The following is a 21,916-nucleotide window of genomic DNA, read 5'->3' on the forward strand; positions in this document are numbered from 1 at the left end:
GTTCGCCCCGGCGCCCGACGCGCGCGGGCGCCCGGGCATCGCCGCGCAGATCTCAGCGACCGGCGCGGTGGTGCTGCCCGCCGCCTTCCTGATCGGGGTGCACTGGGGCGTGAAGGGCCTCGCGCTCACCTGGATCGCGATATGGCCGGTGTTCCTCGCGATCACCGCGGCACGAAGCCTGCCGGTGATCGAGCTCAAATGGCGCGACTGGCTCGCGGCGATCGCGCCGCCGGTCACCGCCGCGGCGGCGATGGGGCTGGCGGTGGTGCTGATCGACCGGGCGCTGCCGCCGCTCAGCCCCCTGCCCCATCTGCTGGTGCTGACCGCGGCGGGCGCGGCGATCTACGGCGCGTGGCTTTGGCTGTTCGCGCGCGAGACGGTCGAGGATGCGATCCGGATGATCCGGCGGTAGACCTGGTCCGTCATTCCAGTTTCTAATCCTCCCCCGCTAGGGGGAGGTGGCAGGCGCAGCCTGACGGAGGGGGGCGGATGCCAGAACAGGCGTTGGGAGTCCTCCCCCTCCGTCGCCTTCGGCGCCACCTCCCCCTGGCGGGGGAGGATTGTTACCAACTAATCCTAAGCCGACTGGATGTAAGCGCGCATCTGCGCGGCCTCGGCCTCGATCCGCTCGATCCGGTACTTCACCAGGTCGCCGATCGACACGAAGCCGAGGAGCGCGCCGCCCTCGACCACCGGCAGATGCCGGATCCGCCGCGCGGTCATCAGCGACAGCGCCGCCAGCACCGGCTGGTCGCGCGTCACGGTGATCGCCGGCGCGGTCATCACGTTGCGCACCTGGTTGTCGAGCGCGCCCGTACCGTCGCGCTGGAGGCAGTGGATCACGTCGCGCTCGGAAAAGATCCCGACGACCGTGCCGCCCTCGATCACCGGCACCGCGCCGATTCGCTTCTCGGACAGCAGCGCCACCGCGTCGCGCACGGTGGTGTCGCCGCTCACCGTGATGACATCCTGCCCCTTTCCGCTCAGGATTGCCGCGATCGTCATCGCCAGTCTCCTTTCCCTGTTAGAGGCGGTTGAGAATCCCACGATTCGTCCCCAATTGAAAGGGCATGGAGCCCGATCTCGACAATCCCGACTATGCCCGCCTCGCCTGGGGCCGCTATCGCCGCATCTTCGGCATCGTCGCGGTGGTGGCGGTGCTCTCCGCGATCGTCGCGGTGGCCGCGCTCTATATCTCGATCGGCGAGTTCCAGCTCCACGCCTCGATCGCGATGGCGATCGGCATCGGCCTGTCGGTGCTGCTCGGCGGCGCGCTGATGGGACTGATCTTCATGAGCTCGGGCACCGGCCATGACGAGCGCTCGCGCGACGCCACGGAGCGGAAGAACCGCTAGCGCGCGTCGACGCGCGGGCGAATCAGCGGCGGGGACTCAGCTTGAGCGCGTAGCCGAGAGTCGCGGTGCCGTTGTCCGGCACCTCGACCGGTAGCACCCAGCCTCCGCGGCCGCGTTCGATTCCCGGCGGTTTTTCGGCGAGATCATTCGGAACGACGATCTGAGCGGTCACCGGGACGTTTCGCGCGTTGGTGATGTCGACCCGCCATTCCTGCCGGTCCGCCGTCTCCCGCACGCGCGTCAGCTTCCATTGAACGTCCGGGCTTTGCCCGAGCGCCAATTCGACTTCTTCGCCCACAGCAAGATCAGCGACGTCGTCCCGCCCGGCGAGCAGGCGGCGGCCCGCAACCGTCTCGAACAGCGCCAGGCCGCCCGCAGGCAGCGGCACGCCCAGGCCTCTTTCTCCGACATTGGTCGAGCGCAACAGGAATGGCATCGGCTGCGGCGTATCGCGCCCGGTGGCGACATTGGCGCGATAGATGCGGTCGAACCTCGCCTCGGGCTGGACGAGCATCGCCACCTGCTTCTGGCTCTGCGCGGCGACGGTCACGCGCATCGGCACGCGGTAGAGCTTAAGATCGCCCAGCGCCTCGGCCTGTGCCTGCGCGCCCTGCGCGACGGCGACGGTTTCGCCCGGCGGTGGCGGCGGGGGTGGTGCGGGCGGAGGCGGCGCGGGCGCGGGCATGGCGTAGTCCGCCGACACGACCGTAACCGCCATCGGCGCTTCCAGGCGCAAGCGCCGGATGCGTGAGCCCGTGACCACGATGTCCTCGGCACCGCCTCCGGCATAGCGCGCCCGCTTCTCGCGCTCGCGCCGCTGCTTGCGCGTTTCGAAGCTGCCCGGCGCGTTGCGTCCCACCGCGTCGAACCGAGACAGGTCGGGGCCCGGCGGCATGGGCAGCCGCTCCCATTCGCGCCGCGGATGCGTGCTGGTCGTATCGAGCGGCCAGCATTGCAGGTTGAGCGCGGACGCCGGCGGCGGCGGCGGCGGATTGTTGGGACGCTTGTTGGGCTTGCCCGCGATCACCTGAAGCCGCGCGTCCTTGAAGCTCTGCTGCCCGCCATTCGCCACGGTCAGCCAGGCGAACAGCCCCATCTTCCTGCCGTCCGCCGCCATGTTGCCGACATAGTTGGCCGACCAGTCGAACCCCTGCGCCATATAGGTCAGCTGGATCGTGGCGGTGACGGCGCGCTCGCTGCGCGTCAGTATGGAAAGCGTCGGCCGCGCGGAGAGGGTGTCGGGCACTTCGGGATAGATCATCCGTTCGGGCAGGCCCGAGCAGCGCAGCGCCTCGAAACCCTGATCGGTGCGGATCAGCACGCCGCCATCGGGGCCGGACTGGATGATCGCGCTCTGCTCGCGCACCCGGCCGGTCGCGGGATCGGTGCGGCGGATGCGCACGCGGCGCTTGAGGAAGGCGTCGACGAGTCCCGCGGGCGAGATCAGCCGCGCATCGCGATTCTTCTCGCGCACGCCCGAGGGCAGGCCGGTGACGATCGCGGTCTCGGGAAGCAGCCCTTCGGCGACATTCTCGAAGCGCAGCCGGCTTTCTCCCCTGGGGATGGTGACCGTCCGCGTCTCGGTGATCAGCGCATAGCCGCCCGGCCAGCCCAGCTGCATCATCCCGGCGTCGCGATAGGGATCGCGATAGATGGTCACCGCGACGTCCGAAACTTCGCTCGACGTGACGGTCTGCCCCTGCGCATGCGCCAGCGCGGGCAAGCACAGCATGAGGAGCAGCAGCCAGCGCATCGCGCGCCTCAGTACCGCGTGTCGAAGGTCGCCGTCAGGTCGGCGCTGGCATTGGCCGCGACCGGCACTTTCCATTCCACGCGATCCGCGGAGATGCGTTCGCCGGTGATGCTCTGCTCGGCGATCTTCACGTCGCCCCACAGCCCGTCCTGCGCCAGGTCGAGCGTGACCGGCGTGTCGCGCGCGTTGCTCACGGTGTAGCGCATCTTCGTGCGCCAGCGGCGGTTGGACAGCCGGGTCCGCTCCTCCACCACCACCTTGACCTTGACGTCGAACGCCTCGCCGGTGCGGATCGACATCGACGATCCCATCGGCGTGTGGCCGATCCGGTTCTCCCCGATGAACTGGGGATCGCCGCGCGCGTCACGCATATAGACGCGGACGGTACCGGCCGGCAGCTGGTCGCCGAGCCCGCCGCTGCGCGAGGTCGAGAATTTGATCGCCGTCGCGGCGCTGCGCGGCACGTCGTTGCCGCCCAGCCAGCCATTGGCGAACTCGTACGCCTTGCGCGCGGGCGACGCCTTCACGTCGAGGAAGCTCACCTGCTTCTGCTGCGCGTTGGCGATGGTGGTGCGCTCGGCGAGCGGGTAGAGATAATAGTCGCCCAGCCGCTCACGCGTCCCGCTCTCGGTTCCCGCCTGCTCGATGCCGGCGTCGTCCATCGACCCCATCCGGCCGAAGCGGTTCTGGCCGCCGCCGACATTCCCCGCGACCAGCAGCGTGTCGGCGTTGCTGAACGTCGTGCCGGTATTGTTGTTGAGCGTGACCCAGCCCTGCACGTCGATCGTGCCCGCCTTCTCGTCGAACAGCGCGACATAGTCGCTGGTCCAGCCGAGGCCGGGCGTCAGATAGGACAGGCGAGTCGGCACGGCGCCGCTGCGCTCCGCCTGGACCGTCACCGACAGGGTCGGCCGCGCGCGCAGATTCTCGGGCACCTTGTCGAACACCGCGCGGACCGGCAGCCCGTCGTCGCGCAGCACCTCGATCCGGTTGCCGATCTGCAGGACGATGCCGCCATTCGCCGCGAGCACCCTGGCCTGCTCGCGCGTTTCGGCGCCCGTGGCGGGATTGGTGCGGACGATGGTGATAACCTGCCCCACCGCCTTTTCCATCAGCTTGTCGGGGCTCAGCAGGTCATAGTCGAAATTCTGCTCGACGATGGCGATGCCGGGGCCGGACAGGGTCACCGTTTCCGGCCGGATCTGCGCCGAGACGTCGGGGAACTCCTGGCGGCTCCGTCCCTGCGGCACGGTCAGCGTGCGCGCGTCCTGCACCAGCGCGAGATTGTTGTTGTAGATGGTGACCGCGACGTCGCCCTGGGTCGACGGGGTCTCGACCGTCTGCGCGAGTGCGGTTCCGGGCAACGCGGCGCCCGCCGCAGCCAGAACCAAGGTCAGACGCCGCATCGCATTCCCCCTACCGCCATGTCCGGCCAGCATCGTCACGGCGCGATTCGTGTCAACCGGCAAAGAAAAAGGCCGGCCCGCAAGCTGCGGACCGACCTCGATTTCCCGCTCCGGAAGAAGCTCACTCCGCCGCGGCGGGTTCCTCGTCCTTCTTCACGCGGCGGCGGCGCGGCTTGGCCTCGACCACCTCGCCCTCGACGCCGAGCGCGGGCGGAAGCACCGCGGCGATGCCCGGCAGCTCGTCCGTATCCTCGGCCGCCTCGCGGCGGGGGCGGCCACGCCGGCGGCGCCCTTCCTCGCGAACCTCGTCGCCGCGGGGCGCCTCGTCCTCATTGGCGGCGACCGGCGCGGCATCGGCCTCGCCGGCGTCGCCGTCATAGCCATTGGCCTGGCGGTCGCGGCGCTGGTTGCGGTCGCGGCGCCCGTCGCGGTCGCCACGGCCTTCGCGGCGCTCGAAGCGCTGCGGCTCGCCTTCGTCGCCCGCATCGCCCTCGTTCGCGCGGACGCCCTCGGCGCCGTCCTCGAACTCGTCGTCATCGCCGTCGAAATCGTCGCGGTTGCGGCGCTGGCGGTCCTGCTCCTCGAAGCGCGAGCGGCTTTCGGCAAGCACGCGGAAATAGTGATCGGCGAACTGGAGGTAATATTCGGTGTTGACGCGGTCGCCCTGCATCTGCGCGTCGCGCGCCAGATTCTTGTATTTCTCGAGCAGCTGGGCGGCATTGCCGCGGGCGCGGTTGTCGATGCGGTTGCCGTTGCCCTGATTGGGGTTGCCACCCTGCTGGCGCTGGCCACCACGGCCGCGCCGGCGGCCGTTGTTCGCCTGACGATTGTTCATCAACGTCTGTTTGTCCTGTCCTTACTCAATCCGCCATCGATCATCAGCGATCCCGGATGCGTGTTATCCCGCCCGTCGCGCCGGAACTGGCCCGGAGCGGCGCCCCGCATGGCTGCCGGACATTCAGCAGCGTTCATGCCATGGATTGGGTCGGCGTGCCTTTTCAACGATTTAGGTCGAAGGTGCCTTCCCCGGGGCCATCTTTAGCCGGTGGGGCAGCAATCTCCAAGCACTATATTGGCATCGGGCGGCGATAGTTCAACTTGCGATCACGGCGCGATCGCGTCCGCCGAGGTCCTGGCGGATCGCCGGCGCGAGGCCCGCTTCGCGGACCAGCGCCGACACCGCTTCGCCCTGAGTCCAGCCGATCTCCAGCACCGCGATCCCGCCCGGCACGAGCAGCCGCCGCAGCTCGGGCACGATGCGGCGATAATCCTCGAGCCCGTCCGGACCGGCGAAGAGCGCGGCGGCAGGTTCATGGTCGCGCACTTCGGGGCCCAGCTCTTCCTGGGTACCGATATAGGGTGGATTGCACAGGATCAGGTCGAACTGGCCGTCGAGCCCGTTGGCCCAATCGCCAAGCCTGAAACGGGCGCGGTCCTCCATGCCGAGATCGAGGGCATTGTCCTGGGCATAATCGAGCGCCTTTTCCGAGGCATCGATGCCCAGCCCATGCGCCTCCGGCCATTCCGCCAGCGCCGCCAGCAGCAGCGTCCCCGGCCCGGTGCCGAGATCGAGCACACGCGTCGGCCCCGCGGTTCCCGCAAAATGCGCCACCGCCGCCTCGATCAGCGTTTCGCTGTCGGCGCGCGGCACCAGCACGCCGGGCCCCACCTGGACCTCGACCGTCCAGAAACCACGGCTGCCGGTGATATAGGCGACGGGCTCGTGCGCCAGCCGCCGCGCGACCAATGCCGCGAACCCCTCCGGCACCGGATCGCCCAGCCGCGAGAGCAGCATGGTCTCGCGCGATACGCCCAGCGCCGCCGCCATCAGCAGCTCGGCATCGAGCCGCGGCGTCTCCGACTGGATGCGCGCGGCCGCCTCGGCGATCGCGGCGCGGACCGTCACGAATCGAGCGCCGCCAGCCGCTCCGCCTCGTCCTCGGCGACCAGCGCGCCGATCAGCTCGTCCATCTCGCCCTCGAGGATCTCGGGCAGGCGATGCAGCGTCAGGTTGATGCGGTGGTCGGTCACCCGCCCCTGCGGGAAGTTGTAGGTGCGGATGCGCTCCGAGCGGTCGCCCGATCCGACCATCGACTTGCGCGCGCCCGAGCGCTCGCTCGCCAGCCGCTCGCGCTCGAGCTCGTACAGGCGCGTGCGCAACACCTGCATCGCCTTGTCGCGATTCTTGTGCTGGCTGCGCTGGTCCTGCTGGATCACGACCAGCCCGGTCGGGATGTGCGTCAGCCGCACCGCGGAGTCGGTGGTGTTCACATGCTGCCCGCCCGCGCCCGACGAGCGATAGATGTCGACGCGCAGATCCTCGTTGCGGATCTCGACATCGACCTCCTCCGCCTCGGGCAGCACCGCAACGGTCGCCGCCGAGGTGTGGATGCGCCCGCCGCTCTCGGTCACCGGCACGCGCTGGACGCGATGCACGCCGCTCTCGAACTTGAGCTTCGCGAACACGCCCTTGCCCGCGACGCTGGCGACGACTTCCTTGAAGCCCCCGGCCTCCGAGGTGCTGGCGGAGATCATCTCGACCTTCCACCCCTGCCGCTCGGCGTAGCGCTGGTACATGCGCAGCAGGTCGCCCGCGAACAGCGCCGCTTCGTCGCCGCCGGTACCGGCGCGGATCTCGAGCATCGCGGCGCGCTCGTCCGCGGCATCGCGCGGGAGCAGCGACAGCGCGAGGGCGTGCTCGGCCCTGGCCAGCGCGTCCTCGTTCTCGCGCAGTTCCTCGCTCGCCATCGCGCGCAGCTCGGGGTCGCCGTCGCGGCTCATCTCGGCGAGGCTCGCCGCTTCGTCGCGCAGCCGCCGCACCTCGCCCGCCGCCGCCGCGACCGGCTCGAGCTCGGCATATTCCTTGGAGACCGCGACGAAGCGGTCCGACGGCAGGTCGCCGGTCGCCATCATCGCCTGCAGCTCATCGCGCCGCGCCTCGATCGCGGCGATCTTGTCGGGCGAGATGCGGGTCATGACGAAGCCCCAGCTTCGTTGCCGCGCGCACCACTCCCTCCACCGTCACCCCGGGCTCGACCCGGGGCTTGGCTGCCTTGGCCGGCGTCGAAGAAGAAGCTCAGCCCCGGCTCAAGGCCGGGGTGACGAAGAATGGAGAGGATGGTCATCGACCCGCAAGCTCATCGAGCAAGCGCTTCACCGTCTCGTGAAGCGGCTGTTCCGCCGCCGAGCGATTCTTGGCGACTGGATTACCATTCTGCCATCCGAACGACACGAGCACCTTGGCGAGCACCTTCGTTGCCTTGTCGTAGCGCTTTCGCGGAGAACCGGTCGCGATCATCTCGACGGACAGGTCGTTCGCGCGGAACAGCGCCTGCGCTGCCAACGCATACCCAAGTGCCTGGTCGTCCTCGACTGCCAGCACAACGTCCGGCCGCTCTACTGCCGGCGCCTCAGTCAGCATCCCCAGCCGCTCGATCCCCGCGGCCCAGCCCACGCCCGGCGTCTCCGGTCCGCCCAGATTGCCGATCAGCCCGTCATAGCGACCGCCGGCCAGCACCGTGCCCTGTGCGCCGAGCCGGTCGGTGACGAATTCGAACGCGGTGTGGCGATAATAATCGAGCCCGCGCACCAGCCGCGCGTTGCGCGTCCAGGCGACGCCGGCCGCGTCGAGACCCTTGGTCACCGCCTCGAAGAACGCGCCCGCCTCGCTGGTCAGATAGGCGTCGATATCGGGCGCGGCGTCGGCCACCGGCCGGTCGCGCGGGTCCTTCGAGTCGAGGATGCGCATCGGGTTCTTCTCGAGCCGCGTCAGGCTGTCGTCGGACAGCTCGCCGCGATGCTTCTCGAAATGCGCCACCAGCGCCGCCCGCCACGCGTCGCGCGTCTCGGCATCGCCCAGCGTGTTGAGCTGAAGCGTCACGCCCTCGCTGATCCCCAGCTCGCGCAGCAGCTGATCGGCGAAGGTCAACAGCTCGACATCGGCCGCCGGCTCCGCCGCGCCGATGATCTCGGCGTCGATCTGGTGGAACTGGCGATAGCGCCCCTTTTGGGGCCGCTCGTAGCGGAACACCGGGCCGTGCGTGGTCAGCTTGAGCGGCGCATATTGCTGCCACCCCTCGGTGATATAGGCACGGCAAATCCCAGCGGTGAACTCCGGCCGCAGCGTCAGCAGGTCGTCGCCCCGGTCGGGGAAGGTGTACATCTCCTTCGACACGACGTCCGACGTCTCGCCCATGCTCCGCGCGAACACGCCCGTTGCCTCGAACACCGGCACCTGGACCTGCTGGAAGCAATAGAGCCGGCGCACCTTCTCGAACGCCTCGACGACGCGCGCGAAGCGGCGCTGCTCCTCGCCGAAGATATCCTGCGTGCCGCGCACGCGCTTGGGGGTCTCGATCCGTGCCATTTGGGCGGGCTATCTATTGGGGTGGGGGGAAGAAGGAAAGATTGTTCACGCGAAGGCGCGAAGGCGCAAAGAGAAGAAGGTTTTTTCGCGCAGAGGCGCAGAGGCCGCAGAGAGGCGGTCTTTGCCGCGTCAGCGGCTTCCACCACTCCAACGGGCGTTGCTTGCCGCAACGGTTGCATGGAGGGCGCTGCGCGCAGCCGCGGCATGCCGTCTCTGCGATCTCCGCGTCTCTGCGCGAAAAAACCTTCTTCAACTCACTTCTTCTTCGCGTCTTCGCGCCTTCGCGTGAATCGAAATCCCACCCCTCCCCCAATCACCCGGCTTCGACTATAGCCCCGCCCATGAAGCCCACGCCCAGAACCTTCCACGTCAAGTCCTTCGGCTGCCAGATGAACGTCTATGACGGCGAGCGCATGGCCGAGCTGATGACGGCGCAGGGCATGACCGCGACCGACGACGCCAACGCCGCCGATCTCGTCGTGCTCAACACCTGCCACATCCGCGAGAAGGCGACCGAGAAGGTGTTCTCGGACATCGGCCGGCTGCGCAAGCACGGGCAGGATCCGATGATCGCGGTCGCCGGCTGCGTCGCGCAGGCCGAAGGCGAGGAGATCGTTCGCCGCGCCAAGGTCGACGTGGTGGTCGGCCCGCAGGCCTATCACAGCCTCCCCGCGCTGGTTGCTCAAGCGGCCTCGGGCACTGCCGCGGTCGACACCGACATGCCGGTCGCGAGCAAGTTCGGCGCCCTCCCCGCCCGCCGCAAGACAGGTCCGTCGGCGTTCCTCACCGTGCAGGAGGGGTGCGACAAGTTCTGCACCTATTGCGTCGTCCCCTATACGCGCGGCGCCGAGGTCAGCCGGCCGTTCGACGCGATCGTCGACGAGGCGAAGTCGCTGGTCGATGCCGGCGCGCGCGAGATCACCTTGCTTGGCCAGAACGTCAACGCGTGGGACGACGAGGCCGGCACCGGCCTGCACGGCCTGATCCGCGCGCTCGACCGGATCGAGGGCCTGGCCCGCATCCGCTATACCACCAGTCACCCCAACGACATGAAGGACGGCCTGATCCGCGCGCATGCCGAGGTGGAGAAGCTGATGCCTTTCCTCCACCTTCCCGTGCAGGCCGGCAACGACCGCATCCTCAAGGCGATGAACCGCAGCCACAGCCGCGATTCGTACCTGCGCATCCTCGATCGCGTGCGCGAGGCGCGGCCCGACATCGCGCTGTCGGGCGACTTCATCGTCGGCTTCCCCGGCGAGACCGAGGCCGAGTTCGCGGACACGCTGAGCCTGGTCGACGCGGTCGGCTACGCCCAGTGCTTCAGCTTCAAATACTCGCCTCGCCCCGGCACCCCCGCGGCGGAGATGGACGGCGCCGTCCCCGCCGAGGTGATGGACGACCGCCTCCGCCGCCTGCAGGACGCGCTCAACCGCGACCAGGCCGCGTTCAACGCCGCCACCGTTGGCAAAAGCTGCGCCGTGCTGATCGAGCGCAAGGGCAAGCTGCCCGGCCAGATGCTCGGCAAGTCGCCCTGGCTGCAATCGGTCCATCTGATGACCGACGCCCGGATCGGCGATCTGGTCGAGGTCGAGATCGTCCAGGCCGGACCCCACTCGCTCGCCGGCGTGGAACGGGTGAAGGCGGTGGCCTAAGCGGCGACTGACTTCACTTCCCTATCCTCCCCCGCCAGGGGGAGGCGGCGCGCGAAGCGCGACGGAGGGGGAGGATGCGAGCCGCCAGCGGTCTGGAATCCGCTCCCTCCGTCAGCCTGCGGCTGTCGCCTCTCCTGGCGGACGAGGATGAAGGCTGGTGCCGATCTGGCTTAAGCGGCGGCGCGCCGGCTCGTCTTGCCGGCGCTCGCCCCGCACCCCTCATATTCGCCGAACACCGGCGCGGGATCCCGCTGGTCGCCGTCCATCCAGGCGAGCTTGGCGCGGGTATAGTCGATCATCGCGCCGAGCTGCGCCGCCTTCTCTTCCAGCCGGCCGAGCTGCATCCGCATCAGCTCGCGGCTGCGTGCAGGGGTTATCTGCCCGGCATTATATTCCGCCGCCAGCGCCGCGATCTCGCGCAAGGTGAAGCCCAACCCCTGCGCCATGCGGATGATTCGCGCCACTTCCAGATGGTCGGCCGTGAACAGCTGGTACGGGTTCGATCCGCCCTTCAGCCCCGTCTCGGGCGCGAGCAGTCCCTTGCGGATATAGAAGCGTACCGTGTCGACGCTGAGGCCCGCGCGCTTCGCAAACTCGGAAATCAGCATGATGCACCCTTGACCATGGACTATGGTCCACACTTATATGGTCGGGCTCCAGCGATCAATTGGAGTCCGAAATGCAGAAAACCGCCCTCGTCACCGGCGCCTCGTCCGGGATCGGCGACGCCACCGTCAAGCGCCTGATCGAGGATGGCTGGCAGGTCTTCGCCGCCGCCCGCCGCCTCGACCGGATGGAGCCGCTGCGCCGCCTCGGCGCCACACTGGTCCATCTCGACCTGACCGACGACGCCTCGATCGTCGCCGCGGTCGAGGCGGTCCGCGCCGCCGCCGGGCGGCTCGACCTGCTCGTCAACAATGCCGGCTATGGCAGCTATGGCGCGCTCGAAGACGTGCCGATGGACGAGGCGCGGCGGCAGATCGAGGTCAATCTGGTCGGCCTCGCGCGGCTGTGCCAACTCGCCACCCCGCTGATGCGCGCGCAGCGATCGGGCACGATCGTCAACGTCACCTCGATCGGCGGCAAGGCGGGCGAGCCGTTCGGCGCCTGGTATCACGCCACCAAGTTCGCGGTGGAGGGCCTCAGCGACTGCCTGCGCATGGAGCTTCGCCCGTTCGGCATCCGCGTGGTCATCATCGAGCCAGGCGCGATCCGCACCGAATGGCAGGGTATCGCCGAGCAGAGCCTGGTCGAACGCTCGGGCAAGAGCGACTATGCCCCCTGGGCGCTCAAACATGCCGCACTGCTGGGCAGCGTCGAGGGCTCCAGCCTCGCCTCGCCGCCGGAGGTCGTGGCGAACACGATCGCCAGGGCGGCCGCCGCGCGCCGCCCGCGCATCCGCTACGCCACCGGCGGCGGCGCGCCGGTCTTCCTGTTCCTCGTGCGCTGGCTGCCCGATCGCTGGCTCGACGCGCTGATGTGGCGGATGAGCCAGTCGGGACGGATCGGCTAGCCCGCCAGCACCAGGTGATCGAGCACGCGCGGCAGCAGCTGCTCGGTCGCCGCCTCCAGCTCCTCCGGCGACGTCCCGAAGGCGCCGCTCAGCGCCAGTTCGACAAAGCCGTGGACGATCGACCACGCCGCGATCGACGGCGCCATCACGCTGAGGTCGGGTCCCTCGGGCGCGCCCGGTCCGCGCGCGGCCTGGTCGAGGATCGCGAAGGCGCGGTCGCCCGCGGCGCAATAATCGGGGTCGAGACGATCGAGCAGCGCCTTGCGCCACATCAGCTCGAAGCGCGCGCGGTTGGCGAGCGCGAAGCGGACATAGGCGATGCCCTGCCCACGGATCCGCCCGCGCGGGTCCGCGCCCACGCTGCCCGCTTCCAGCGCGTCGCCGAAATCGCGGAAGGCGCGAGTCGCCACCGCGGTGAGCAGCCCGCGCGCGTCGCCGAAATGATGCCCCGGCGCGGCCGGTGACACGCCCGCGCGCCGCGCCGCCTCGCGCAGCGAGAATCCCTCGACCCCGCGCTCGGCGATGATCGCCTCGGCGGCATCGATCAGCGCCTCGCGCAACGCCCCGTGATGATAGCCGCGGCCAGCTATCTTGACACTGTTCACTTCATCGTTCATATGGAATCTATACAGTGTTCAGATTGGAGTGGCAACATGCTCGATCCGTCAACGCTCTTCGGCCTTGCCGGCAATCTCGCGATGCTCGGCTGGCTCGGCCTGCTCGTCGCGCTGTTCGTCAAGCCGGCGCGGCGCTACGCCTGGCCCGCCGCGCAGTTCGTCATCCCGGCGATCCTCGCGATCGGCTACATCCTGCTGATCTGGCAGGGCCGTAGCGGGTTCGAGCAGGGCGGGTTCAGCTCGCTCGGGGCGGTGCGCGCGCTGTTCGCGAACGACGCCGCGCTCGCCGCGGGCTGGCTCCATTACCTCGCCTTCGACCTGTTCATCGGCGCGTGGATCAGCCGCGATGCGGCCGCCCGCGGCATCCCGCCGCTGATCGTGTTGCCGTGCCTGCCCCTCACCTTCCTGTTCGGCCCGGCGGGGCTGCTGCCCTGCCTCGCCGCGCGCGCCGCGCTCGCCAACAAGGAGACCGTGCAATGACCGCTCTCGCCTTCGATCCGCCGCAGCCGTCGCGCTTGCTCACCGAGCTCGACCGCCGCCACCGCCTGCTCACCCGCTACGGCCTGCTCACGCTGATCCTCGGCGGCGTCGCGATCCTGCTCCAGTTCGGCGACCCGCGCACGCTGGCGAGCGGCGTCGGCATCTGGGTCAAGCCCGCCAAGTTCTTCATCTCCGTCAGCGTGTTCGCGTTCACCGCGGCGTGGTTCATGGGCTATGTCCGCCCCGAGCGGCGCGACAGCCGGCCGATCCGCGCCACGGTCTTCGCCCTGATCGCCAGCGGCACCTTCGAGCTCGCCTATATCGTCTTCCAGGCGGCGCAAGGGCTCGAATCGCACTTCAACAAGAGCACGCCCTTCCATGCGATCATGTATGCCCTGATGGGTCTCGGCGCGGTGATCCTCACCGCCACGACGTTGCCGCTCGCCTGGGAGATCGGGCGCCGCCCCGCCGCGGGGCTGCAGCGCAGCTTCGTCGCGGCGGTGGTGCTGGGCCTGCTCCTCACCTTCGCGCTCGGCGGGATGCTCGGCGGCTATATGAGCTCGCAGGCCGGCCATGCGGTGGGGCAGGTCGGCGGCAGCGTGCCGCTGTTCGGCTGGAACCGGCTCGGCGGCGACCTGCGCGTCGCGCATTTCCTCGGCATCCATGCCGAGCAGGCGCTCCCGCTGCTCGCCGCCGCCGTCGCCGGAGCCCCGGCGCGCCTGCGCTGGGCCGTAGTGCTCGGCGGCGGCGCGGTCTACGCCGCGCTTACCCTCGGCACCTTCTATCAGGCGGTCGCCGGTCGCGCGCTGCTGCCGCTCTGATCTGGACTGTTGCGCGCTTGCGTCACCCGCCGGCCAAAGCGCCGGCGGGCGACTTTCCCCTGTCCTACATCGTCCGGCTCTGCCATCCTCCAACGCACGACATGCGTAACGGAACCTCCGCGCTGCATCCCGGTTTGGCCGAGATGGCTATCCGTCATCCGCACGTCATTCATGAGAAGATGGACAGGATTCCGCGCGTTCCGCGCAACTTCGTCAACTTCGACCGCGAAAGGACCGCATGAGCCGCAAACCCGTCCCCGCCCAGCAAGGTCAACGCGCTCGCGTCGAAGTGACCTTCGACCGGCCCCAGCTGCTCCCGCAGCTGTTCGGGGAGTATGACAGCAACATCCTCGCGCTCGAGGAGCGGCTCGGCGTCTACATCCACGCCCGCGGCCAGCGCGTGGTGATCGAGGGCAGCGCCGAGGCCGTCGCGCATGCGCGCGAGGTGCTGACCGAGCTGCACAGCCGTGTGATCCGCGGCGAGGACATCGACACCGGGCTGATCGACGCGGTGATCGCGATGTCGAGCGAGCCGACCTTCAGCGGCATCATCCGCGCCGAGAATGACGAGGGCGCCGCGCCGCCGATCATGATCCGGACGCGCAACAAGACGATCGTCCCGCGCTCGATGACCCAGACCGCCTATATGCGCGCCCTGGTCTCGAACGACATCATCTTCGCGCTCGGGCCGGCGGGCACCGGCAAGACCTATCTCGCCGTCGCGCAGGCGGTGGCGCAGCTCATCACCGGCTCGGTCAAGCGCCTGATCCTGTCGCGCCCCGCGGTCGAGGCGGGCGAGCGCCTCGGCTTCCTGCCCGGCGACATGAAGGACAAGGTCGATCCGTACCTGCGCCCGCTCTACGACGCGCTCTACGACTGCCTGCCGGCCGAGCAGGTCGAGCGGCGCATCGCCTCGGGCGAGATCGAGATCGCGCCGATCGCGTTCATGCGCGGCCGTACCCTCGCCGACGCCTTCGTCATCCTCGACGAGGCGCAGAACACCACGCCGATGCAGATGAAGATGTTCCTCACCCGCTTCGGCCAGAACAGCCGCATGGTGGTGTGCGGCGACCCCAAGCAGACCGACCTGCCCGGCGGCCCCTCGGCCTCGGGCCTCAACGACGGGGTGAACAAGCTCGAGGGGATCGAGGGGATCGCGATGGTCCGCTTCGGCATCGGCGACGTGGTGCGCCACCCGATCGTCGGGCGCATCGTCGAGGCATATGAGGGCGAAGGGCGCACGGATGCTTGACGTCGCGGTCCAGCGCGAGGGCGAGTGGCCCGAGCTCGACTGGGATGCGATCGGCGCCAAGGCCGCTGCCGCGGCGGTCGAGCAGACGCCGTTCGGCGAGCTCGCCACGGCCGAGGCCATAATCGAGATCGCGGTGCGGCTGACCTCGGACGACGAGGTGCACCAGCTCAACGCCCAGTATCGCCGGAAGGACAAGCCGACCAACGTCCTGTCCTTCCCGATGATCGCGCCCGACCTGATCGAGGCGCTCACCCAGAACAGCGACGACGGCGAGGTGATCCTGGGCGACATCGTCCTCGCCCACGGCGTCTGCGCGGCCGAGGCGGTGGACAAGGGCATCTCGGTCGAGCAGCACGCCACGCACCTGATTGTCCACGGGGTGCTGCATTTGCTAGGCTATGACCATCAGGGGGATTCCGAAGCCGAGGCGATGGAATCGATGGAGCGCGCCGCGCTCGACATGTTGGGGATCCCCGACCCTTATCTGGTACGCGAGGATTGACCCGGGAAATGGCGGACGGACCCAGTAGCAGCGGGAACGGCGACAGTAGCAGCGAAGGCGGCATATGGCGGGGCCTTCGCACCCTCCTGTTCGGGGAGGAGCATGAGGAAACGCTGCGCGAACGCATCGAGGAAGCGATCGACGAGGTCGAGGAGGAGGGCGACGGCACCCCCGCCAAGAATGGCGACCTCTCCCCGCTCGAGCGCAAGATGCTGCGCAACCTGCTCCATTTCGGCGAGCGCGACGCGGGCGACGTCGGCGTGCCGCGCGCGGACATCATCGCGGTCGAGGAGAAGACGAGCTTCGCCGAGCTGGTTCAGCTCTTCGCCGAGGCGGGACACAGCCGCCTGCCGGTCTATCGCGAAAAGCTCGACCGCGTGATCGGCATGATCCACATCAAGGACGTGTTCGCGAACCTGGCGGCCGGTGCCGGCCCGCCGTCCAAGATCACCGGCCTGATGCGCCAGCCGCTCTACGTGCCGCAATCGATGGGCACGCTCGACTTGCTCGCCCAGATGCAGGCGAGCCGCACCCACCTCGCCATCGTGCTCGACGAATATTCGGGGACCGAGGGCCTGATCACGATCGAGGACCTGGTCGAGGAGATCGTCGGCGAGATCGACGACGAGCATGACGACGCGCCCGAGGCGCTGTTCGTGCCGCTCGACGACGGCGGCTGGGACGCCGACGCGCGCGCCGAGCTCGAGGACGTCGCCGCGGCGATCGACCCGCGGCTGGGCGAAGTCGAGGAGGATATCGAGACGCTGGGCGGGCTCGCCTTCGTCCTCGCCGGCCACGTTCCCGAACCCGGCGAATGTTTGAAGCATCCGAGCGGCTGGACGCTGGAGGTGATCGAGGCCGATGCGACGCGCGTCCGCCGCCTGCGCCTGCACCCGCCCGCTCCACGCAAGGAACCCGAAGAATGAGCCGCTTGCGCATGTTCCTGATCGTCGGATTGGGACTGATCCTGTTCGCCGCGGGCTTCTTCTGGTGGGTGAGTCGGCCCGACGTCGCGCGGCTCGATGCCAATGCCGTCGCCGGGCAGCGCCCGGAACTGAGCGACCCGCGCAATCAGTCCTTCCCGACGGTCAAGGTCGCCGAGGCGACGGGCTGGCCGCAGGGCGCGATGCCGGCCGCCGCGGCGGGGCTTCGGGTCAACGCCTTCGCCCGCGGGCTCGATCATCCGCGCTGGCTCTATCGCCTGCCCAATGGCGACGTGCTGGTCGCCGAGAGCAACTCGCCGCCGCGCGAGGAGAGCGGGATCACCAACAAGGTGATGAAGTGGCTGATGGGCCGTGCCGGCGCGGGCGTACCCTCGGCCAACCGCATCACCCTGCTGCGCGATGCCGATGGCGACGGCGTGGCCGAGGCGCGCTCGGTGCTGCTGACCGCCGCCAACGGGCTCGATTCGCCGTTCGGCATGGTGCTGGTCGGCGAGACGCTCTACGTCGCCAATCACAACGCGCTGATCCGCTATCCCTTCAAGGTGGGCGAGACCAAGATCACCGCGAAACCCGAAAAGGTCGTCGACCTGCCCGGCGGCGGCAATCACTGGACCCGCGACGTGATCGCCAGCCCCGACGGCAACACGCTCTATGTCAGCGTGGGCTCCGCCTCGAACATCGCCGAGAAGGGCATCGAGCTCGAGAAGAACCGCGCGACGATCCTCGCGGTCGACCCCAAGGCGAAGCGCGCGACGATCTTCGCCTCGGGCCTGCGCAATCCGGTCGGGCTGGCGATCAATCCCGATACGCAGCGGCTATGGGTGGCGGTCAACGAACGCGACATGATGGGCTCGGACATGCCGCCCGACTATATGACCCAGGTCGATTTCGGCAGCTTCTATGGCTGGCCGTGGCATTATTGGGGCGGTTACGAGGACAAGCGCGTCACGCCCAAGCGTCCCGACCTGCGCGAATATACCGCGCGGCCCGACTTCGCGCTCGGCGCGCATACCGCCCCGCTCGGCCTCACCTTCACGCAGGATCTGCGCCTGGGCGACAAATACGCCAAGGGCGCCTTCGTCGGGCTGCACGGCTCGTGGAACCGCGTGCCGCCGACGGGCTACAAGGTCGTCTACGTGCCGTTCGGGGCGCGCGGGCTGCCCGCGCCGGGCGCCAAACCGGTCGACGTGCTCACCGGATTCCTCTCGGCCGACGGCAAGGCGATGGGGCGCCCGGTCGGGGTGACTGCGGACAGGACCGGCGCGCTGCTCGTCGCGGACGATGTCGGCAATGTGATCTGGCGGGTCAGCTCGCCGGGCGCTTCCCGCGGCGGGTCCGCCGCGCCCGGCACCGGCTCCACTTCGGCAGCGGAGTAGACGGGCTCGTCATCGTCAAGACCCGCGGGTTCGTCGTACAGGGCGTCATAAGCGCGCGCCGTGGCATCGGCCTCGGTCGGCGTGGTGACCTCCGGGGCATAGATCGGGTAGCCGGCATAGCGCGGCGTCTCCACGACGCGCATGGCAGCGGCGGGCGGCGGCATCCCGGCGAGTTCCTGCTCCACCCCGAAGGTGGGGACGCCCCCTCCGGCATCGGGGAACAGGCCCCCGCTCACGGTGTACTGGCCGAGGAGCGCACCGGCGCACCCACCTGCGGTGAGCACGCCCGTCAGCACCATCCCGATGATCGGCCAGTAGCGCATCCGAACTCCTCGGACGCACAACCGCGGTCGAGCGCCGCCGGTTCCTTCACTCGAGCAGCTTTGGCGCTTCCTTCTGCAGCTTCTCGCGGATCTTGCCGGCGAACAGCGCGAGCATCGGCGGCAGGTCGACCTCGGCATGGACGCGATCGTCGAACACCTCGAGCCGGCTCGCCACGCTCTGCCCCATCGCGGTCACGGTGAAGTGCAGCGTGTCGCCCTGCCAGCTTTCCTGCACCGTGCCGCCGCCGGGGAACATGTCGCCGATCTTGCCCACCCCGCTGGCGAGCCGGGCACGGGCGCCCTCGCGGCCGAGCTTGTGCGGGATATCGACGATGACGGGTTCGGTCATGATGTTTCCTTGGTGTGCTGTCGCCTTAATACGCCGCATGCTTGTATCTGTCACGGTCTGGCCCGATAGCGATCCACGATGCAGCTGCCCCGCCCCCGCCTGATCGCGCTCGTCGCCGGCGCCACTTCCGCCACCGCCTTCGCCCCACTCGACTGGTGGGTCGCGGGTCTGATCTGCCTCGCGATCCTGCTGCGGCTGACGCACGAGGCGCCGACGCTGCGCCAGGCGCTGCTGCGCGGCTGGCTGTTCGGGCTCGGCCATTTCACGATCGGCAACAACTGGATCCAGCACGCCTTCGATTATCAGAACAAGATGCCGCCCGCGCTCGGCTATCTCGCGGTGGTGCTGCTCGCGCTCTACCTCGCGGTCTATCCGGCGATCGCGATGGGGCTGGCCTGGCGCTTCGGCCGGACCGGCGCGGCGCTGCTGCGCAAGCCCGACCTTCCCTTCGTGCTCGTCGCGGGCGCGGCGTGGACGATTACCGAATATCTGCGCGGGGTGATGTTCACCGGCTATCCGTGGAACCCGCTCGGCGTGATCTGGCTGCCGCTGCCCGGCGTGGCGCAGTTTGCCGCATTCACCGGCACCTATGCGCTTTCGGGACTGACCGTGGCGGTGGCGGGCACGCTCTATCTCGCGTCGCGGCGGCAGTGGCGGCCGGTCGCAGGCGCGGCCGTCGCGCTGCTCGCCGCCGGGCTGCTGCTCAACCCCGTCGCCGCTCCGCCCGCTGCGACCGCGCCGCTCGTCCGCGTGCTCCAGCCCAATATCGGGCAGGAAGCGGCGCTCGACGGCACCTATGCGCAGAAGGCGATGGAGGCGCTCACCCGCCTGTCGAACGACCGCGTGACGATCCTGCCCGGCGGCCCGGTCCCGCGCCTCATCGTCTGGCCCGAAGGCGCGGTCGATTACTGGATCGAGGAAGGCTATCCGCCCGAATGGTACGGCAAAGGCGATCCGCGCACGATCCGCCAGATGATCGCGATGACGCTGGGGCCGAAGGACATGGCGCTGGTCGGCGGCAACGCGCTGCTGTTCGGCGGCGACCGCACGCTCGACGCCGCGACCAACTCGGTGTTCGCGATCGACCCCACGGGCGCGATCCGCGGGCGCTACGACAAGGCCCATCTCGTGCCCTATGGCGAGTATCTGCCGATGCGTTCGATCCTGAAGCCGCTCGGCCTCTCGCGGCTGGTGATGGGCGACATCGACTTCCGCCCCGGCCCGGGACCGCGGACGCTGGAGGTGCCGGGCTTTGGCACGATCGGGATGCAGATCTGCTACGAGATCATCTTCTCGGGCGCGACCGTCGATCCGGAGAATCGCCCGGCGATCCTGTTCAACCCCTCCAACGACGCCTGGTTCGGCAGCTGGGGTCCGCCCCAGCACCTGGCGCAGGCGCGGATGCGTGCGATCGAGGAGGGGTTGCCGATCCTGCGCTCCACCCCCACCGGCATCTCCGCGATCGTCGACGCGCGCGGCCAGATCGTCGCGGCCGCCGGTCCGCGCGAGGCCAGGGCGATCGAGGCGCCGATGCCCGCTGCCCTGCCCCCCACGCTGTTCGCGCGGCTCGGCAACTGGATGGCGTTCATTGTAGCCGGGCTGCTGCTGGGCATCGCGATTGCCATCCGGCGCTTCGCCCGCTAGTGCGCCGCATATAACAAAAGCTTTATATCCACCCCTTTCGACTTCGGGCATGGCAACGGCCTGAGCATCACGAGGAAAATCATGCGTTCCAGCTATCTCTTCACCTCCGAATCGGTTTCCGAGGGTCATCCCGACAAGGTCGCCGACCAGATTTCCGACGCGATCGTCGACCTGTTCCTGTCGAAGGATCCGGAGGCGCGCATCGCGTGCGAGACGCTGACCACGACTCAGCTGGTGGTGCTGGCGGGCGAGATCCGCGGCAAGGGCATCATGGACGAGGCCGGCAACTGGGCGCCGGGCGTTCCGGAGGAAGTCGAGAGGACCGTGCGCCAGACCGTGAAGCAAATCGGCTACGAGCAGTCGGGCTTCCACTGGGAGACGCTGCGCTTCGAGAACAACCTGCACCCGCAATCGGCGCATATCGCGCAAGGCGTGGACGCCAGCGGCAACAAGGACGAGGGCGCGGGCGATCAGGGCATCATGTTCGGCTATGCCGCCGACGACACGCCCGACCTGATGCCGGCGACGCTCGACTACAGCCACAAGATCCTGGCGCAGATGGCCGCCGACCGCCATTCGGGCAAGGCGCCGTTCCTCGAGCCCGACGCCAAGAGCCAGGTCACGCTGCGCTACGAGGGCAGCAAGCCGGTCGCCGCGACCGCGATCGTCGTCTCGACCCAGCATGCCGCGGGCTACGACCAGGGCGAGAAGGAAGCCGAGCTCCACGCCTATGTGAAGTCGGTGGTCGCGAGCGTGATCCCGGCCGCGCTGCTCAGCGACGCGACCGAATATCACATCAACCCGACCGGCAGCTTCGAGATCGGCGGCCCCGACGGCGACGCCGGCCTCACCGGCCGCAAGATCATCGTCGACACCTATGGTGGCGCGTCGCCCCATGGCGGCGGCGCGTTCAGCGGCAAGGATCCGACCAAGGTCGACCGTTCGGCGGCGTACATCACCCGCTATCTCGCCAAGAACATCGTCGCCGCGGGCCTCGCCCAGCGCTGCACCATCCAGCTCGCCTATGCGATCGGCGTCTCCAAGCCGCTGTCGCTCTATGTCGACACGCACGGCACCGGCACCGTCGGCGACGACAAGATCGAGGAAGCGATCCAGCGCATCGAGAAGCTCGGCGGCCTGACCCCGCGCGGCATCCGCACGCATCTCGGCCTCAACAAGCCGATCTACCAGAAGACCGCGGCGTACGGCCATTTCGGCCGCAAGGCCGAAGGCGACTTCTTCCCGTGGGAGAAGACCGACCTGGTCGAGGACCTCAAGGCCGCGCTGGCCTGATCGTCCTGCAACGGACAAAGCAAGGCGGCGGCCCCCGGCGGGATCGCCGCCTTTTTGTCGGTTGCTTCCGCCCGTCGCTAGCCTGACGCGCGGGGAGCTCTATCGGGCGCGCTTCGAGGACGGCAAGCTGGCCGAGAGCCGCACGCTCGGCGAGGCGGATGCCGCGATGCTGACCCGGCAGCGCCGCCGCATGATCGCCGATCCAGGTCGGAATCAACAAGAAGATCTGGATGCTTGCCCCTGACACACGGAACCCGACTGCACGGCTGG

General features: G+C 69.0%; 24 protein-coding genes. 14 read left to right on the top strand and 10 right to left on the bottom strand.

What is annotated here, in order from left to right; genetic code table 11:
* Nucleotides 1-412, top strand: a 412-nt coding sequence (locus ABDV68_RS06035; protein WP_343518806.1) for a polysaccharide biosynthesis C-terminal domain-containing protein, incomplete at its 5' end; no start/stop codon positions are given.
* 164 nt (nucleotides 413-576) lie between these two features.
* On the opposite strand, the gene ABDV68_RS06040 is transcribed toward ABDV68_RS06035, so the two are convergent.
* Nucleotides 577-1,005, bottom strand: coding sequence for a CBS domain-containing protein (locus tag ABDV68_RS06040; RefSeq protein ID WP_343518807.1), 429 nt, complete (start codon nucleotides 1,003-1,005; stop codon nucleotides 577-579).
* A 65-nt stretch (nucleotides 1,006-1,070) separates the two neighbouring features.
* On the opposite strand from ABDV68_RS06040, the gene ABDV68_RS06045 reads away from it, so the two are divergent.
* Complete coding sequence (locus tag ABDV68_RS06045; protein ID WP_343518808.1) at nucleotides 1,071-1,355, top strand: hypothetical protein; 285 nt, start codon at nucleotides 1,071-1,073, stop codon at nucleotides 1,353-1,355.
* A 22-nt stretch (nucleotides 1,356-1,377) separates the two neighbouring features.
* On the opposite strand, the gene ABDV68_RS06050 is transcribed toward ABDV68_RS06045, so the two are convergent.
* The 6 genes from ABDV68_RS06050 to hisS all read right to left on the bottom strand — a co-directional run bounded on the left by ABDV68_RS06050 (nucleotide 1,378) and on the right by hisS (nucleotide 8,880).
* Nucleotides 1,378-3,108 carry a hypothetical protein gene (locus ABDV68_RS06050; protein WP_343518809.1) on the bottom strand — a complete coding sequence of 577 codons (1,731 nt, stop codon included), beginning with the start codon at nucleotides 3,106-3,108 and terminating at the stop codon, nucleotides 1,378-1,380.
* Nucleotides 3,109-3,116: 8 nt separating this feature from the next.
* Nucleotides 3,117-4,514 (bottom strand): DUF4139 domain-containing protein, encoded by a 1,398-nt coding sequence (locus tag ABDV68_RS06055; RefSeq protein ID WP_343518810.1) that lies wholly within the window; start codon nucleotides 4,512-4,514, stop codon nucleotides 3,117-3,119.
* Between the two features lie 121 nt (nucleotides 4,515-4,635).
* Nucleotides 4,636-5,349, bottom strand: a complete 714-nt coding sequence (locus ABDV68_RS06060; protein WP_343518812.1) for a DUF4167 domain-containing protein — start codon at nucleotides 5,347-5,349, stop codon at nucleotides 4,636-4,638.
* 258 nt (nucleotides 5,350-5,607) lie between these two features.
* On the bottom strand, nucleotides 5,608-6,420 hold the full coding sequence (prmC, locus tag ABDV68_RS06065; RefSeq protein ID WP_343518813.1) for a peptide chain release factor N(5)-glutamine methyltransferase: 813 nt from the start codon (nucleotides 6,418-6,420) through the stop codon (nucleotides 5,608-5,610).
* Nucleotides 6,417-7,490, bottom strand: a complete 1,074-nt coding sequence (gene prfA / locus ABDV68_RS06070) for a peptide chain release factor 1 (protein ID WP_343518814.1) — start codon at nucleotides 7,488-7,490, stop codon at nucleotides 6,417-6,419. Before prfA ends, prmC begins: the two co-directional genes overlap by 4 nt.
* A gap of 145 nt (nucleotides 7,491-7,635) precedes the next feature.
* Entirely contained in the window at nucleotides 7,636-8,880 is a 1,245-nt protein-coding gene (hisS, locus tag ABDV68_RS06075) for a histidine--tRNA ligase (protein WP_343518815.1), read from the bottom strand.
* Between the two features lie 341 nt (nucleotides 8,881-9,221).
* On the opposite strand from hisS, the gene miaB reads away from it, so the two are divergent.
* Entirely contained in the window at nucleotides 9,222-10,532 is a 1,311-nt protein-coding gene (miaB, locus tag ABDV68_RS06080; RefSeq protein WP_343518816.1) for a tRNA (N6-isopentenyl adenosine(37)-C2)-methylthiotransferase MiaB, read from the top strand.
* Nucleotides 10,533-10,702: 170 nt separating this feature from the next.
* Here the strand turns inward: miaB and ABDV68_RS06085 are convergent, their stop codons facing one another.
* Nucleotides 10,703-11,140 (bottom strand): MerR family transcriptional regulator, encoded by a 438-nt coding sequence (locus ABDV68_RS06085; RefSeq protein WP_343518817.1) that lies wholly within the window; start codon nucleotides 11,138-11,140, stop codon nucleotides 10,703-10,705.
* 71 nt (nucleotides 11,141-11,211) lie between these two features.
* On the opposite strand from ABDV68_RS06085, the gene ABDV68_RS06090 reads away from it, so the two are divergent.
* A complete protein-coding gene (locus tag ABDV68_RS06090) occupies nucleotides 11,212-12,045 on the top strand; it encodes an oxidoreductase (RefSeq protein ID WP_343518818.1) in 834 nt (277 codons plus the stop codon).
* Here the strand turns inward: ABDV68_RS06090 and ABDV68_RS06095 are convergent.
* Complete coding sequence (locus tag ABDV68_RS06095) at nucleotides 12,042-12,662, bottom strand: TetR/AcrR family transcriptional regulator (protein ID WP_343518820.1); 621 nt, start codon at nucleotides 12,660-12,662, stop codon at nucleotides 12,042-12,044. The genes ABDV68_RS06090 and ABDV68_RS06095 overlap by 4 nt on opposite strands.
* A 36-nt stretch (nucleotides 12,663-12,698) precedes the next feature.
* Between ABDV68_RS06095 and ABDV68_RS06100 the strand changes: the two genes are divergently transcribed.
* Genes ABDV68_RS06100 through ABDV68_RS06130 form a run of 7 tightly spaced genes read left to right on the top strand, consistent with a single transcriptional unit; the run spans nucleotide 12,699 to nucleotide 18,037 of the window.
* Nucleotides 12,699-13,142, top strand: coding sequence for an ABA4-like family protein (locus ABDV68_RS06100; RefSeq protein ID WP_343518822.1), 444 nt, complete (start codon nucleotides 12,699-12,701; stop codon nucleotides 13,140-13,142).
* A complete protein-coding gene (locus ABDV68_RS06105) occupies nucleotides 13,139-13,963 on the top strand; it encodes a hypothetical protein (RefSeq protein WP_343518824.1) in 825 nt (274 codons plus the stop codon). Before ABDV68_RS06100 ends, ABDV68_RS06105 begins: the two co-directional genes overlap by 4 nt.
* Before the next feature lie 17 nt (nucleotides 13,964-13,980).
* Nucleotides 13,981-14,205, top strand: a complete 225-nt coding sequence (locus ABDV68_RS06110) for a hypothetical protein (RefSeq protein WP_343518826.1) — start codon at nucleotides 13,981-13,983, stop codon at nucleotides 14,203-14,205.
* Nucleotides 14,202-15,215 (top strand): PhoH family protein, encoded by a 1,014-nt coding sequence (locus tag ABDV68_RS06115; RefSeq protein WP_343518827.1) that lies wholly within the window; start codon nucleotides 14,202-14,204, stop codon nucleotides 15,213-15,215. The genes ABDV68_RS06110 and ABDV68_RS06115 overlap by 4 nt, the downstream gene beginning before the upstream one ends.
* Complete coding sequence (gene ybeY / locus ABDV68_RS06120) at nucleotides 15,208-15,717, top strand: rRNA maturation RNase YbeY (RefSeq protein WP_343518829.1); 510 nt, start codon at nucleotides 15,208-15,210, stop codon at nucleotides 15,715-15,717. The genes ABDV68_RS06115 and ybeY overlap by 8 nt, the downstream gene beginning before the upstream one ends.
* Before the next feature lie 8 nt (nucleotides 15,718-15,725).
* The gene (locus ABDV68_RS06125) at nucleotides 15,726-16,643 is read left to right on the top strand and encodes a hemolysin family protein (protein ID WP_343518831.1); all 918 of its coding nucleotides are present in this window, start codon (nucleotides 15,726-15,728) and stop codon (nucleotides 16,641-16,643) included.
* A complete protein-coding gene (locus ABDV68_RS06130) occupies nucleotides 16,640-18,037 on the top strand; it encodes a sorbosone dehydrogenase family protein (protein WP_343518833.1) in 1,398 nt (465 codons plus the stop codon). The genes ABDV68_RS06125 and ABDV68_RS06130 overlap by 4 nt, the downstream gene beginning before the upstream one ends.
* A gap of 369 nt (nucleotides 18,038-18,406) precedes the next feature.
* Here the strand turns inward: ABDV68_RS06130 and ABDV68_RS06135 are convergent, their stop codons facing one another.
* On the bottom strand, nucleotides 18,407-18,709 hold the full coding sequence (locus ABDV68_RS06135; RefSeq protein ID WP_343518834.1) for a polyhydroxyalkanoic acid system family protein: 303 nt from the start codon (nucleotides 18,707-18,709) through the stop codon (nucleotides 18,407-18,409).
* 78 nt (nucleotides 18,710-18,787) lie between these two features.
* Here ABDV68_RS06135 and lnt point away from each other — a divergent pair, with 78 nt between their 5' ends.
* From lnt to ABDV68_RS06150, 3 genes are all read left to right on the top strand, one after another.
* Nucleotides 18,788-20,353, top strand: a complete 1,566-nt coding sequence (lnt, locus tag ABDV68_RS06140) for an apolipoprotein N-acyltransferase (protein WP_343518835.1) — start codon at nucleotides 18,788-18,790, stop codon at nucleotides 20,351-20,353.
* A gap of 81 nt (nucleotides 20,354-20,434) precedes the next feature.
* A complete protein-coding gene (gene metK, locus ABDV68_RS06145; protein WP_343518836.1) occupies nucleotides 20,435-21,646 on the top strand; it encodes a methionine adenosyltransferase in 1,212 nt (403 codons plus the stop codon).
* Between the two features lie 61 nt (nucleotides 21,647-21,707).
* Nucleotides 21,708-21,890, top strand: a complete 183-nt coding sequence (locus ABDV68_RS06150; protein WP_343518837.1) for a hypothetical protein — start codon at nucleotides 21,708-21,710, stop codon at nucleotides 21,888-21,890.
* Nucleotides 21,891-21,916 lie beyond the last annotated feature (26 nt).

It is taken from the genome of Sphingomonas sp. (assembly GCF_039595165.1).
In the GTDB taxonomy this organism is placed as follows: Bacteria; Pseudomonadota; Alphaproteobacteria; order Sphingomonadales; family Sphingomonadaceae; genus Sphingomonas.